The sequence below is a fragment of the Dechloromonas denitrificans genome, assembly GCF_020510665.1.
Taxonomy (GTDB): Bacteria; Pseudomonadota; Gammaproteobacteria; order Burkholderiales; family Rhodocyclaceae; genus Azonexus; species Azonexus denitrificans_B.
On record NZ_CP075187.1, the window covers coordinates 1,381,276 to 1,394,629 of the forward strand.

Consider the following 13,354-nt stretch of genomic DNA (forward strand, 5'->3'; position numbering starts at 1 on the left):
CAATAACGGGGGCTGGCGCTTTTGCACATCTGAATTCTGAAAGGTTGTCACATGTCCAAGCAATTTGACGTGCTCGTTATCGGTGGTGGTCCTGGCGGTTACGTGGCTGCGATTCGCGCCTCCCAGCTCGGCTTCTCCGCTGCATGCTGCGAATCCAACCCTTATGCCGACCCGAAGGGCGAGCCGCGTCTCGGCGGCACTTGCCTGAACGTTGGCTGTATTCCGTCCAAGGCGCTGCTCCACACCTCGCACCTGTTCGAGGAAGCCGGCCATAGCTTCGCTGCCCAAGGCATCAAGGTTTCTGCGCCGAGCATCGACGTGCCGGTGATGAAAGGGCGCAAGGATACGGTCGTTACCCAACTGACCGCCGGTATCAAGGGCCTGTTCAAGAAGAACAAGGTCACCATGCTGGCTGGCCATGGCTCTTTCGTCGCCAAGGAAGGCGAGTTCTGGAAGGTCAAGGTTGGTGCTGAAGAAGTGCTGGCCAAGCAGGTTATCGTCGCGACCGGCTCCAAGGCTCGTCATTTGCCGAATGTCCCGGTCGACCAAAAAATCGTCATGGATAACGAAGGTGCCCTGAACCAGGAATCCGTGCCGAAGAAGCTGGCCATCATCGGTGCCGGTGTGATCGGTCTGGAAATGGGTTCGGTCTGGCGTCGCGTTGGCGCTGAAGTCACCATTCTCGAAGCCATGCCTGACTTCCTCGCCGCGGCCGATCAGGACGTCGCCAAGGAAGCCGCCAAGTTGTTCGCCAAGCAGGGCCTGAATATTCAGACCGGCGTCAAGATCGGCGACATCAAGGTCACCAAGAAGGGCGTTTCCATTGCTTACGAAAGCAAGGATGGCAAGGCCGAGAAGCTCGATGCCGATCGCCTGATCGTCTCGATTGGTCGTACTCCGAATACCGACGGCCTGAACGCCGATGCGGTTGGCCTGAAGCTGGATGCCCGTGGTTTTGTCGAAGTCGACGGCCACTGCAAGACCAACCTGCCGGGCGTCTGGGCTGTCGGCGACGTAGTCCGTGGTCCGATGCTGGCCCACAAGGCGATGGAAGAGGCCGTGATGGTTGCCGAGCTGATGGCTGGCCAGGCCGGTCACTGCAATTTCGACACCATTCCATGGGTCATCTACACCTCACCGGAAATCGCCTGGGTCGGCAAGACCGAACAGCAGCTCAAGGCCGATGGCGTGGCCTACAAGGTCGGCAAGATCCCGTTCATGGCCAACGGCCGTGCGCTGGGCATGGGCGACACCTCCGGCTTCGTCAAGATGCTGGCTTGCGCCCAGACCGATCGCATTCTCGGTGTGCACATCATCGGTGCCAATGCATCCGAGCTGATTTCCGAAGCCGTCGTGGCGATGGAGTTCGGTGGTGCTTCCGAAGACTTGGCTCGCATCTGTCACGCTCACCCGACGCTGTCGGAAGCGGTGCACGAAGCAGCCCTGGCTTGCGACAAGCGTCCGCTGCATTTCTGACCCAGCTCGGGCAGAGACCTCAAGAGCCCTTTCCGGGCTCTTCAGACTGCTGACGAACCCCCGATTTTTCGGGGGTTTTGTTTTTCTGGTTGGAAATCAGGGAGACTCCTGGCTTCAAGCCGAAGCGAGGCGGATTCTGAAATTCAGGTTAGGAACCCCGATCTGCCAAAGATGGCGGGCGAATGGGGCGGCAAAACAGGTTCGTGCGAGGATTTTGGCCAATAAGGCTGCCGCCTTGCGGGCCAGCAACAGGGCCATCTTCTTCATGTTCTGACAGGCCGCCGAGAGCAGGCACTGCGCCTGCACCTTGGCCAAGCCACGGAAGCGAGCGTAACGGTGGCCATGCAACTCCTTGGCATCGGCAAAGCTGCGCTCCACTGTTTCCTTGCGCCGGGCGTACAGCCGTTTGCCCAGGTCGCTCAGGCGATTGGCGTTGATCGCTTCCTTGAAACCTTCCCAGAGATGCCGGGTCACGAGCGTCTGATGGTTCCGGCTCTGCGTGCATTGCCCGCGCACGCCGCAATCGGCACACCGCGCCGGGTTCGAGGCGTATTCGCGATAACCCAGCCGGTTGGTCGTCCGGTATGGTAGAACCTCCCCGGCCGGGCAGCGGTAGCAGTCCTGGACCGCATCGTAGAGATAGTCCCGTTTGTAGAAATAGCCATCGCGGTGTGTGGGTCGCTTGTAGCCCATCACCCCGAACAGTGCCCGCTCGAGAATGCCCTTGCAGACTTGCGGGGTGAAATACCCGGCATCCAGCCCGACGGCGCCCACGGCCAGATCAAAGCGCTCCATGACCCGATCCAGGCGGGCAAGGTAGGGCTGGCTGTCATGGGCATTGCCCGGCGTGACATGGGTATCGACGATCAAAGCATGCACGCCATCGACAGTCCGGTGATCCAGATAGAAGAAGCCGGTCGGCTTGTTGTCGCGGGCCATGAAACCTGCGTCGGGATCGACTGTGCTGACCTTGACCTCCTTCATCGGCGGTGTCGAATCATCGTCATCACGCTTGAGCGACTTCTTGCCCGCGGCGGCTCGGTCCGTTTCGATGGCTGCATCCAGCTCGGCCAAATAGGCCGCCGGCGTTTGCTCGACCTGATGCACCTCAAAATGCCGTTTGTTGGCATTCGCCTTCAGATGCGTGCTGTCCGTGTAAAGCACCCGCCCGCCAATCAGCTTATGCTCAATGGCTTGCTCGACAATCCCGTCGAAGATGCGTTGCTCAATGTCCGTCCCGACAAAGCGGCGACGCCGATTCTGCGACAGCGTCGAGGCATCCGGCACTTTGTCCGTCAGACGAAAGCCGAGAAACCAGCGGTAAGCCACATTGACCTCTATTTCCTTCACCAGCCGTCGCTCGGAGCGAATCCCAAACAAGTAGCCAATGAACAACATCTTGAACAACACCACCGGATCAATCGCTGGTCGGCCATTGTTCTCGCAATACAGGTGCTGGGTCGCTTCACGAATGAAATCAAACCGGATGTGCTGGTCGAGCAGCCGGAGCAAGTGGTCTTTCGGGACCAATTGCTCCAACGTCACCATCTCCAGTTCCGTTTGGGCGGGGTAGACAGGCTTGAGCATGCCTGCATTATAAAAAATAAAGCCCCCAATCGCTTGGAGGCTTTGTCAGCAGTCTGAAGAGCCCTTTCCGGGCTCTTTTTTTTTGATGACAATATCTGCATACTCGGTTTTCGTGCCGTTCAAGACCCCGTGGAGTATTCATGCAATGTAACGACGATAGTATTGCTTTCCTCGATGATGAAGAAGATGCGCAAGCGGCTGGCAGCACCTTGGGGGTCTGGCGGCTACTGATCGTTGATGATGATGAAGATGTCCACCAGGCCACCGAATTCGCTTTGCGCGATGTGGAAATTCTCGGACGTCGCCTTGAATTTCTGCACGCCCGGAGCAGCAATGAGGCGATCAGCGTCCTGCGTCAGGCCGAGCAGGTTGCGGTGGTCTTGCTTGATGTGGTGATGGAGTCCGAAGATGCCGGCCTGAAAGCCATCGGGCGCATCCGGAATGAACTGGGCCTGCTCAACTTGCGGATCATTCTGCGTACCGGGCAGCCGGGCTATGCGCCGGAGCTTGAAGCGATCAGTTCATACGATATCAACGATTACAAGACCAAATCGGAATTGACCCGCAACAAGCTGTTCACCGCGGTAACGGCGGCGGTTCGCTCCTACGACCAGATTGAACGCCTGGATGCCAGCCGGCGTGGTCTGGAACTGATTATCGATGGGGCCAATCGCTTTATTGCCGAGCAGGGTTTGCAGGCTTTTGCGGCCGGCGTCATAACCCAGATTGCCGCCTTGCTGGGCGTTCCTCCCGAGGGCGTGATGTGCGTCTGTGCCGCGCCTGGTGCGGACAGCCAAACTCCGATCGGTCAGAAATGCACGGTTCTGGCTGCTGCCGGGCGTTATCAGGAATATATCAATCAGCACGTTGCCGCACTTGAAAACCACGAGCTTTGCGACATCCTGGATACCTGCCTCAGCGAGCAGCGCCACCATGCCACGGAGCGCGGCCTGGCCTTGTATTTCCCCGGGCGGCAAGGGCGGAATTTTGCTGCTTATGTCGAGTCCGGGCAGAGCATTCATGAGCCGGATCGGCATTTGCTCGAAGTGTTTTGTGCCAACATCGCCATTTGCGGCGATAACGTCGACCTGGTCGAGCGGTTGCGTCAAACCGCCTATGTCGACGGATTGACCTCGCTGCCCAACCGTGCCGCACAAATCGAGTCACTTGATGCCGCTGGGCAGCATGGCGCCGTGTTGGCACTGATCGATATCGACCAGTTTTCTGAAACAATCGATGCCTTCGGCTACCGCTTCGGCGACCTGCAGTTGCAGGCAATCAGCCGGCGCTTGCGTGCGGCGATGCCGCCGGATGTCTATGTAGCCCGAGTTGGTGGCGATGTCTTCAGCCTGTGCGGCGGTCAAGACGTCGTCAATCCACCGTTGCTGCGCGAAATTCTCGCCGATACTTTCGATAGCGAGCTTGGGCCGCAATCGATTTCTTTCTCGCTGGGGTTCGTGCATGTTGCCGACGCCGGCGTCAGTGGTGCCGATCTCTTGCGCAATGCTGCCATCGCGCTCAAGCGGGCCAAGGTCGATGGGCCCGGCAACGAGGCTTATTACACGGCCGAAGTGGCAATCCAGACACGCGAGCGTGTCCGCCTGCTGCAAAATTTGCGGCAGGCTTTTGATAGTCGTCGTCTTTTCGTTGTTTACCAGCCTCAACTCGGTTTGCCGGAGAGCAAGATCATCGGCGTTGAAGCCTTATTGCGTTGGCGTAATGATGAGGGGCAGTTCGTTCCACCTGATCAGTTCATTCCGGTGGCAGAACATTCCGGTCTGATTATCGGCGTGGGGGCCTGGGTGCTGCGTACCGCCTTGCAGGCACAGCAAAAGTTTCTTGCCCAGGGATTCAAGCTGCGCATGGCTGTTAATGTTTCGGCCATCCAGTTTCGCCACCCGGGCTTCCTGGGCATGCTTGAAGAGGCGATTGCCGAGTCGGGCATTGAGCCGTCGGCGCTGGAACTCGAAATTACCGAGTCGGTTGCGATGTACGGCTGGGGGCAAGTGCAGGAGCGTTTGCAGGCCATCAAGGATATGGGGGTTTCGGTGGCGATCGATGATTTCGGTACGGGCTTTTCGTCGCTCAGTTACCTGGATCGCCTGCCGGCCGACTGTCTCAAAATCGATCGCAGCTTCATTTCTTCCCTCGACGCTTCCGAATCCGGTGCGCGAATTGCCGAAATGGTCATTCAATTGGGCAAGCGTCTTGGCATGCGCGTGCTGGCTGAAGGGGTTGAGCAGGTCGAGCAATTGAACACGCTGATTGATCTCGGTTGTGACGAAGCCCAAGGCTGGTATTACGCCAAGGGCATGCCGGAGGATGAATTGCTGGATTGGTTGCGCCAGCAGTCACGTTGAAGGTTTCCGTGTTTAACGCTGTTCGTAAGATAATCGAAGCTTCGACCCGCCGCTGGCGGGGCGCTGACAGAGAAAAATTGATTTCATGCCGCATAAAAAATTAAATGTTTCGGCTCAGGGCATGATCGATGCCTACGAAGCCTTGCTCGACATGCGGGGTTATGTTGCAGACGCTGCCCAGATGGCTGCTGCAACTGCCTTGCAGAATCTTTACGGAAATCTGCTTTCTTTCAAGGTCGACCGCAGCAGTACGTTCAAGCGTTTGCTGTCCCCCCCCAAACCGCCCAAAGGGGTCTATTTCTGGGGCGGCGTTGGGCGCGGCAAGAGCTTCCTGATGGATTGCTTTTACGAATCCGTGCCATATCGTCGCAAGAAGCGGATTCACTTCCATGCCTTTATGCAGCAGATTCATCGCGACCTGGAGCAATACAAGGGCGAGGTAGACCCCGTCGTCAAGGTCGCCGAACAAATCTCGCGCGAGGCCCGTCTGCTTTGCTTCGACGAGTTTCATGTTTCCGATATCGCCGATGCGATGATCCTGGGGCGCCTGATGGAAGGTTTGTTCCGGCATGGCGTGATTGTCGTCATGACCTCGAACTACCCGCCGGACATGCTTTATCCGAACGGTTTGCACCGCGAAAGCTTCTTGCCGACCATCGCCTTGCTCAACAAGCATCTCGATGTGTTCGAGGTCGAGGCGGGCATTGATTACCGCTTGCGGGCGCTGGAACAAGTTGAGATTTATCATCACCCGGCGGATCAGGCCGCGGAAACCAAGATGCTCGATTATTTCCGCATGGTGGCGGGAGAAGAGGGCAAGAAAGGCGGCACCGTTGAAATTCTCGGTCGCCAGGTCGAAACCCTGCGCCGCGGACATGGCGTCATCTGGTTCGATTTTCGGACATTGTGCGGCGGGCCGCGTTCGCAGAATGACTATCTCGAAATCGCCCGGGGTTACCACACCGTGCTGCTCTCGCACATTCCGAAAATGACCCAGCACCAGGCTTCCGAAGCCCGGCGCTTTACCTGGCTGGTGGACGTTTTTTACGATCACAAGGTCAAGCTCATCGCGACCGCCGACTGTGCGCCTGAATTGCTGTACACCGAAGGGACGCAAGCCAGCGAGTTCGCCCGGACAGTCAGCCGCCTGACCGAGATGCACTCCCGCGAGTACCTGGCTTTGCCGCATATTACGTCTGCCTGAGGAGGGCTCGATGAAATCCATGCTGAAAATGCTGTCGACCGCGCTACTGCCCCTGGTCTTTGCCTTGTGGACCGGGCTGGTTGCGGCACAACAGGTGGAAATTATCGAACTGCGTCATAAAACGCTCGACCAGGTATTGCCGGCCTTGCTGCCGCTGGTTGAGCCGGGCGGAACGCTGAATGGCATGAACAACCAGCTTTTCCTGCGCACTTCGCCGCGCAACCGGGCGGATATCAAGCGTGTGCTGGCGGCAATCGATACACCGACGCGGCGTTTGATTATCCGGGTCAGCCAGAATCGGGAAAGTGAAGGCAAGTCGCGGGGCGGCGAAGCCAGCGGCCAGATCGTGCTTGGCAGTACGCGGCGCAGCCAGGCCGATGCCCGCGTCTGGGACACGCGCAGTCTGCGCGATGAAAAAGCCGGCCAGATGGTGCAGACGGTCGAGGGCAGCCCGGCATTCATTCAAGTGGGCCAGTCCCTTGCCATTCCGATGCGCCAGATGGTGGTCGGGCCGGGCGGGGCGGTGGTGACAGACAGTGTCGTCTATCAGGATGTCAGCCGGGGTTTCTACGCTGTGCCGCGGCTCAATGGTGAGCGCGTTACGCTGGAACTGAGCCAGCAATCGGACAGTGTGGCGGCGCAAGGTCGGGGTAATATCAACACCCAGCGCCTGTCGACCACGCTTTCCGGACGACTCGGCGAATGGATTGAAGTGGGCGGCACAGGCCGCCAGGCAAGTGGTTATCAGAGCGGAACGCTGAGTCTTTCAACGAGTGATGTCCGCGAAAATCGCTCAATCTGGTTGATGGTAGAGGAAGTTGAATGAGCGAATTGAAACGACATATTGGGCAGCAGGTTGCATTGGCCACGGCGGGGTTCTGCGCCGCGTTGGCCTTGCCGGCGTTCGGCCTGTTCATCTGGCTGTGGTGGGAGCGCGGCCTGGCTGACACCTGGGTACCCAGCGCATTGGCAACGGTGGGTTTTCTCGGTGCTTGCGCGGTCGTGCTATATGTTATCAGCCGGCCGCAGCCACCTCTGCCTGAGGAAGATGTTGCGGTCGACGGCTGAGCAGGAAGAAAATCGATTCGTCGCCGCGGCAACCAGCAAGGATGCCGGGTGACGAATCGACATAGTTGAAGTGGCGTTGTACTGACCGAGAGGCGTGCCCCATGAGTGATGTGACGGATTCCCAGCTGCTTCAGAAGGCCAGAGCCTTCGAGTATGCCAATGAGGCATTGTTCATCACCGATGCCGCCAACCGCATCATCGCGGTCAACCGGGCCTTTACGCACATGACCGGCTACGCACCGCACGATGTGATTGGTCAGAATCCGCGAGTGCTGGCTTCCGGCCAAACCTCGCCGGATGTCTATTACGACATGTGGCTGGCACTTGAAAAAAACGATTTCTGGCAGGGCGAGGTCTGGGATCGGCGGCGTGATGGTTCAACTTATCCGAAGCATCTGACCATCTCGGTGGTGCGCAATGCAGCCCATGAAGTTGAAAACTACATTGCCAGTTTTTCGGATATTACCGAGCGCAAGCAGGTTGCCGACCGGATGTTTCATCTGGCTCACCACGATGCATTGACCGGCTTGCTCAATCGCACCGCCCTCGAAGTCCAGTTGCAGAATGCCCTGGTCTATGCGCAGCGGGAGAAGCATCAGGTTGGCGTGCTGCTGATCGATCTGGATAATTTCAAGCAGGTGAACGATACGCTTGGCCACCATGTCGGCGATCATCTGCTGGTTCAGGTTGGCCGGCGTCTCAAGGACTGTGTGCGGGCGAATGACCCGGTGGCCCGTCTCGGTGGCGATGAATTCATCGTGGTCCTGCAGGACATTGAAAGCGCCATGTCGGTCGGTGCAATCGCCAGCAAGATCCAGCGCAGCCTGGCCGATGCCTATCAGGTCGACGAATACACGCTCTATGCGACGCCGAGCATAGGCGTCAGTCTTTATCCGATCGATGGCAGCGATCCGGATGTGCTGATCAAGAATGCCGATTCGGCGATGTATCACGCCAAGGCACAGGGGCGGAACAATTTCAAGTTCTTCGCCGCCAGCATGAACGCCGCAGCGCATGAGCGGCTCAAGCTGGAAAATGCACTGCGCAGCGCGCTGGAAGGCATCAACTGCGATCAGGATTCGCAATTCGAGCTTTATTTCCAGCCGCAAATACACCTTTCCAGCGGAAAGATTACCGGCCTGGAGGCACTGGCCCGTTGGTCGCACCCCGAATTAGGCCCCATTCCGCCGACGCGCTTTATCCAGATTGCCGAAGAAACCGGCCTGATCCAGCCGCTCGGCGACTGGGTTTTCTGGGAGGCCTGCCGCCGTCTCAAGGAATTCAAGGAGGCTGGCGTGACCGACATGCGTGTCGCGGTCAACCTGTCGACACAGCAACTTCGTCACGACAATCTGCCGGTCGTCGTGCGCGGCGCGCTGGCTTGCTACGACCTTCTGCCAGAAGAGCTGGAACTTGAAATTACCGAAAGTACGGCGATGCAGAATCCGGCGGCAACGATCGCGATTCTCGAACAACTCAAGGATATGGGCATCGTTCTTGCGGTCGACGACTTCGGGACAGGATATTCGTCGCTCTCATATCTCAAGCACCTGCCGATTCATCGCCTCAAGCTGGACCGGACGTTCGTCAAGGACATCGATACCAGCCGGGAAGATGCCGCGATCTGTTCTGCCACCATCGTCCTGGCCCACAGCCTGGGGCTTGATCTGGTTGCCGAAGGCGTAGAAACCGCAGCTCAGCGCGATTACCTGCAAAACCTTGGGTGCGACCTGTTTCAGGGATTCTTGTACAGCAGGCCGCTGCCGGCCGATCAACTGGTTCCCTTCATCCTCGAGTGGAATGCACGGATCGAAGGAACGCAGGCATAAGCCGCATTTGCAGCCAGAAAAAACCCGGCGCAAGGCCGGGTTTTTGATCGGGGCAACGTGCGATCAGGCTGCGTTCAGCGCCTGATCCAGATCGGCGATCAAGTCGTCGATGTGCTCGATGCCGACAGACAAGCGGATCATGTCTTCAGACACGCCGGCCTTGGCCATTTCAGCCGGCGAGAGCTGGCGGTGCGTGGTCGATGCCGGATGGCAGGCCAGCGTCTTGCAATCGCCGATATTGACCAGGCGGGTGACCAGTTTCAGCGCGTCCTGGAACTTGCCGCCACCTTCGATACCGCTGCAGTTGGTGCCCTTGACGCCGAAGTTGAGAATGCCGGAAGCGCGACCGCCCATGTACTTCTGGACCAGCGCATGGTCCTTGTGGTCGGGCAGGCCGGCGTAGTTGACCCAGCTGACCTTCGGGTGGCTCTTCAGGAAATTGGCGATCTTCAGCGAGTTTTCGCAGATGCGGTCCATGCGCAGAGCCAGGGTTTCGATGCCTTGCAGGATCAGGAAGGCATTGAACGGGCTGATCGCGGCGCCCATGTTGCGCAGCGGCACGACGCGGGCGCGGCCGATGTAGGCGGCGGCACCGAGTGCTTCGGTATAGACGACGCCGTGGTAGGAGACGTCCGGCTCGTTGAGGCGCTTGAACTTGGCTTTATGCTCGGCCCACGGGAACTTGCCGCTATCGACGATGATGCCGCCGAGGCTGTTGCCGTGGCCGCCGAGGTACTTGGTCAGCGCATGCACGACGATGTCGGCACCGTGCTCGAACGGGCGGCACAGGTAGGGCGATGGCACCGTGTTGTCGACGATGACCGGTACGCCATGCTTGTGGGCGATTTCAGCCAGTTTTTCGAAGTCGGTGACATTGCCCAGCGGGTTGCCAACGGATTCGCAGAAAACGGCCTTGGTCTTGCTGTCGATCAGCTTTTCAAAGGCGGCCGGGTCGTTGAAATCGGCGAAGCGCACTTCGATGCCGTACTGCGGGAAAGTGTGGGCAAACAGGTTGTAGGTGCCACCGTACAGCGTGCTTGACGAGATGATGTTGTCACCGGCTTCGGCGATCGTCTGGATCGAGGCGGTGATGGCCGCCATGCCGGAGGCCATGGCCAGCGCGGCAATGCCGCCTTCCATCGCGGCGACGCGCTTTTCGAGCACGTCCTGCGTCGGGTTCATGATCCGGGTGTAAATGTTGCCGGCGACCTTCAGGTCGAACAGGTCGGCACCGTGCTGGGTGCTGTCGAAAGCGTAAGACGTGGTCTGGTAAATCGGCACTGCCACGGCCTTGGTGGTCGGGTCCGGTGAGTAGCCGCCATGAACGGCAAGTGTTTCGATCTTCATGCGTGGTCTCTCTTTGTTTTAGGTCGGTAAAAAAGCAAGTCTAGCAGGCGTCGACCGCAGCGTGTTGGCGATCAAGGCGTTTGTCATTCGGCAACATTGCGGCGTGCCGGGCGAATCAGGAAGCGACCCGGATCGACGGCATTGACCAGATCATTTTCCAGCGGCAACGGTGCGCCTTCGATCTGACTGACCAGCAAATCGGCCATCAAGGCCGACCACACGATGCCGCGCGCGCCGAAGCCCTGGACACACCACAGGCCGGGGTGGCGCGCCAGGTTGTGCAGGCGGGTATTGCTGCCGGCAGCCACCGGCAGCGGTACCGGGCCGACGATGGGCATACGATCGGGCGACATCGGCCGGAAACCGACGCGGCCATGCAGCGTTGCCGGATCGATGCCGGCGGCAAAGCCGGGCAGCATCAGGTTGAGGCGGGCCAGGTTTTCCTGGTGGTCGGTCGGCCGTTCGTCATTGAATTCATCGTCGTAGGACAGCGTTGCACCGGCCAGTTGAACGCCATCAACTTCGGGCATGGCGTAGCCGAGCTTGGTCAACACAACATCGAGGCCGGGCGTCGTGCCGGCTGGCAGATGGCTGACCTGGCCGCGCGCCGAAACCTGCGGCAGCCAAGAAAACTGGCTGAAGCGCGGCGCAGCGACACCGCTGGCCATGACCAGAGTCGGCGCCTCGGCAAGTATTTCGCCATCCTCGGCGAGTGCCTGCCAAGTCGATTCTGTCCTGTTCAGACGGTCGACCGCAGCATTGCAGCGCAGCATGATGCGCTCCGGGAAAGCGGCCAGCGCGGCGGCGCAGAGTGACGGCGGCTGGACCCAACCGCCACCGGGAAACCACCAGCCGCCGGTATCGACTGGCCAGCCAAGCTTCTCGCTGGCTGCGTCGCGTTCAATGAACTGGATCACTTCAGCCGGGAAGCCGAGCGCTTCGACCGTACGTCGCTGGACCGCCTCGTGCTCGGACTCGCGTCCGAGGTGCAGCACGCCGCAGGGCGACCAGCGGGCATCGGGCAGTTGGGCGAGCAGGGCGCGGGTTGCCAGATAACCGGCGCGGGTCAGGCGGGAGAGTCGGTTGTCGTCGGCGCTGGGTAGTGGGCGCAGCATCCCGGCAATATTGCCCGATGCGCCATCACCGGGGCTGGCCCGGCTTTCCAGAACGGTGACTTGCCAGCCGGCGGCAGCCAGCCGATGTGCCGTGGTGCTGCCGGCGATGCCGGCACCAATGACAATGGCTCGACGGTCAGTCGGGCATGGGTAGCGGTCGGGACGGCGTGAGCGCAGGTGGCCGACCAGCATCTGGCGCTTGCCGGTGAAGCCGGTTTGTTTGCGGACCTCGAATTCGGCGTCGCTCAGGGCTTGGCGAACCTGGCCGGCGACGCTCCAGGTGGCCAGCGTAGCGCCCGGTGCTGCAAGACGCGACAAGCCTTTGCAGAATTCCGGCGACCACATTTCGGGATTTTTCGGGGGCGAGAAGCCGTCGAGAAAAAAGGCATCGACCGAGGCGTCGACCGCGCGAATCTGCTGTGCGGCATCGCCGAAAATCAGGGTCAGCGTGACCTGGTCGCCATCCAGATGAATGCGGTGCGTGCCGGGTACCAGCGCCGGCCAGTGGCGGCGCAATTGATCGGCCAGATCGGCAAACTCGTGCCACGAATGGTGGATGGTCGCAAGATCGTCGAGCCGGAAGGGATGTTTCTCGAAAGAAACGAAATGCAGGCGGCGGCAACGTTGCGGATCATCGCGCCAGGCTTGCCAGGTGGCGAGGAAATTCAGGCCGGTGCCGAAGCCGGTTTCCAGGATGACAAAGCGGTCGCGCCCTTGCCAGCGCTGCGGCAGTTGGTTGCCGGCGATGAAAACCTGCCTGGCTTGTGCCGGGCCGCCCAGTGCGGAGTGATAAACATCGTCGTAAGCCGCCGAATAAGGCGTGTCGTAAGACGATAGTTCGAAATGGGCAGGTTGGAGCGGAGTCACTAATGCAGCAGGGATTTGCCGGGATGGGAGCTTTGCGAAACGGTGGTGTGGTAATCGAGCGCCAGATTCCAGTCGGCCTTCTCGCTGGCGGCGCGCAGCATCGAACACAGTACCTGCAGGATGCCGGCGGTCAGCTTGAGTTTGAAGCTGCGTTCGCGGCCTTCGGCCATGGTCAGCAAGGCGGCGCCTTCGCCGTTTTCGCGCAGGAAGGCTTCGCTGGCGAGCAGCGGTTCCTTGCCCAGTGGATAGCTCACGTTATCTTCGCGAAAAGGTTGCTCGAAGCTCATCTGTTCGCCGGATTCGCTGGTGTCGACCGAGGTGACGGGCGTGGCTGTGTTGGCCAGATGCCCGGCCAGCATGGCGGTCAGGTGCGGCCATAGTTCGCGCAGATAGCGCCGCGTGAAGTAGATGCGATATTCCTCGTTATCCTGCGTTGAAACGCGGAGGAGGAGTCGATCCTGCACACTGTTGTTGGTGACCTGCAATTGTAATGTCGGCATT

General features: G+C 59.5%; 10 protein-coding genes. 6 read left to right on the plus strand and 4 right to left on the minus strand.

All coding sequences use genetic code 11. The features are described from left to right. Positions 1-51 precede the first annotated feature (51 nt). On the plus strand, positions 52-1,476 hold the full coding sequence (lpdA, locus tag KI614_RS06455; RefSeq protein WP_203466226.1) for a dihydrolipoyl dehydrogenase: 1,425 nt from the start codon (positions 52-54) through the stop codon (positions 1,474-1,476). 114 nt (positions 1,477-1,590) lie between these two features. Here the strand turns inward: lpdA and KI614_RS06460 are convergent, their stop codons facing one another. Beyond that, entirely contained in the window at positions 1,591-3,063 is a 1,473-nt protein-coding gene (locus tag KI614_RS06460; RefSeq protein ID WP_226408679.1) for an IS1182 family transposase, read from the minus strand. A 140-nt stretch (positions 3,064-3,203) separates the two neighbouring features. Between KI614_RS06460 and KI614_RS06465 the strand changes: the two genes are divergently transcribed. The 5 genes from KI614_RS06465 (at position 3,204) to KI614_RS06485 (ending at position 9,524) form a co-directional block, all read left to right on the plus strand. Beyond that, the gene (locus KI614_RS06465) at positions 3,204-5,423 is read left to right on the plus strand and encodes an EAL domain-containing protein (RefSeq protein WP_226408680.1); all 2,220 of its coding nucleotides are present in this window, start codon (positions 3,204-3,206) and stop codon (positions 5,421-5,423) included. An 85-nt stretch (positions 5,424-5,508) separates the two neighbouring features. Continuing rightward, on the plus strand, positions 5,509-6,627 hold the full coding sequence (gene zapE / locus KI614_RS06470) for a cell division protein ZapE (RefSeq protein ID WP_226408682.1): 1,119 nt from the start codon (positions 5,509-5,511) through the stop codon (positions 6,625-6,627). A gap of 10 nt (positions 6,628-6,637) precedes the next feature. Next, the gene (locus KI614_RS06475; RefSeq protein ID WP_226408684.1) at positions 6,638-7,453 is read left to right on the plus strand and encodes a type II and III secretion system protein; all 816 of its coding nucleotides are present in this window, start codon (positions 6,638-6,640) and stop codon (positions 7,451-7,453) included. Then, entirely contained in the window at positions 7,450-7,695 is a 246-nt protein-coding gene (locus KI614_RS06480) for a hypothetical protein (protein WP_203466230.1), read from the plus strand. The genes KI614_RS06475 and KI614_RS06480 overlap by 4 nt, the downstream gene beginning before the upstream one ends. Before the next feature lie 101 nt (positions 7,696-7,796). Next, the gene (locus KI614_RS06485) at positions 7,797-9,524 is read left to right on the plus strand and encodes a putative bifunctional diguanylate cyclase/phosphodiesterase (protein ID WP_226408685.1); all 1,728 of its coding nucleotides are present in this window, start codon (positions 7,797-7,799) and stop codon (positions 9,522-9,524) included. 63 nt (positions 9,525-9,587) lie between these two features. Here KI614_RS06485 and KI614_RS06490 read toward each other — a convergent pair whose 3' ends face one another. From KI614_RS06490 to KI614_RS06500, 3 genes are all read right to left on the minus strand, one after another. Beyond that, positions 9,588-10,871 carry an O-acetylhomoserine aminocarboxypropyltransferase/cysteine synthase family protein gene (locus KI614_RS06490; protein ID WP_226408686.1) on the minus strand — a complete coding sequence of 428 codons (1,284 nt, stop codon included), beginning with the start codon at positions 10,869-10,871 and terminating at the stop codon, positions 9,588-9,590. 83 nt (positions 10,872-10,954) lie between these two features. Beyond that, a complete protein-coding gene (gene mnmC / locus KI614_RS06495) occupies positions 10,955-12,853 on the minus strand; it encodes a bifunctional tRNA (5-methylaminomethyl-2-thiouridine)(34)-methyltransferase MnmD/FAD-dependent 5-carboxymethylaminomethyl-2-thiouridine(34) oxidoreductase MnmC (RefSeq protein WP_226408687.1) in 1,899 nt (632 codons plus the stop codon). Then, positions 12,853-13,353 carry a hypothetical protein gene (locus KI614_RS06500; protein WP_226408688.1) on the minus strand — a complete coding sequence of 167 codons (501 nt, stop codon included), beginning with the start codon at positions 13,351-13,353 and terminating at the stop codon, positions 12,853-12,855. The genes mnmC and KI614_RS06500 overlap by 1 nt, the downstream gene beginning before the upstream one ends. Position 13,354: the final 1 nt, after the last annotated feature.

Bases quoted from the DNA above. Each gene is read 5' to 3' on its own strand.
- lpdA (WP_203466226.1), top strand. From the start codon at position 52: ATGTCCAAGCAATTTGACGTGCTCGTTATCGGTGGTGGTCCTGGCGGT.
- KI614_RS06460 (WP_226408679.1), bottom strand. From the start codon at position 3,063: ATGCTCAAGCCTGTCTACCCCGCCCAAACGGAACTGGAGATGGTGACG.
- KI614_RS06465 (WP_226408680.1), top strand. From the start codon at position 3,204: ATGCAATGTAACGACGATAGTATTGCTTTCCTCGATGATGAAGAAGAT.
- zapE (WP_226408682.1), top strand. From the start codon at position 5,509: ATGCCGCATAAAAAATTAAATGTTTCGGCTCAGGGCATGATCGATGCC.
- KI614_RS06475 (WP_226408684.1), top strand. From the start codon at position 6,638: ATGAAATCCATGCTGAAAATGCTGTCGACCGCGCTACTGCCCCTGGTC.
- KI614_RS06480 (WP_203466230.1), top strand. From the start codon at position 7,450: ATGAGCGAATTGAAACGACATATTGGGCAGCAGGTTGCATTGGCCACG.
- KI614_RS06485 (WP_226408685.1), top strand. From the start codon at position 7,797: ATGAGTGATGTGACGGATTCCCAGCTGCTTCAGAAGGCCAGAGCCTTC.
- KI614_RS06490 (WP_226408686.1), bottom strand. From the start codon at position 10,871: ATGAAGATCGAAACACTTGCCGTTCATGGCGGCTACTCACCGGACCCG.
- KI614_RS06500 (WP_226408688.1), bottom strand. From the start codon at position 13,353: ATGCCGACATTACAATTGCAGGTCACCAACAACAGTGTGCAGGATCGA.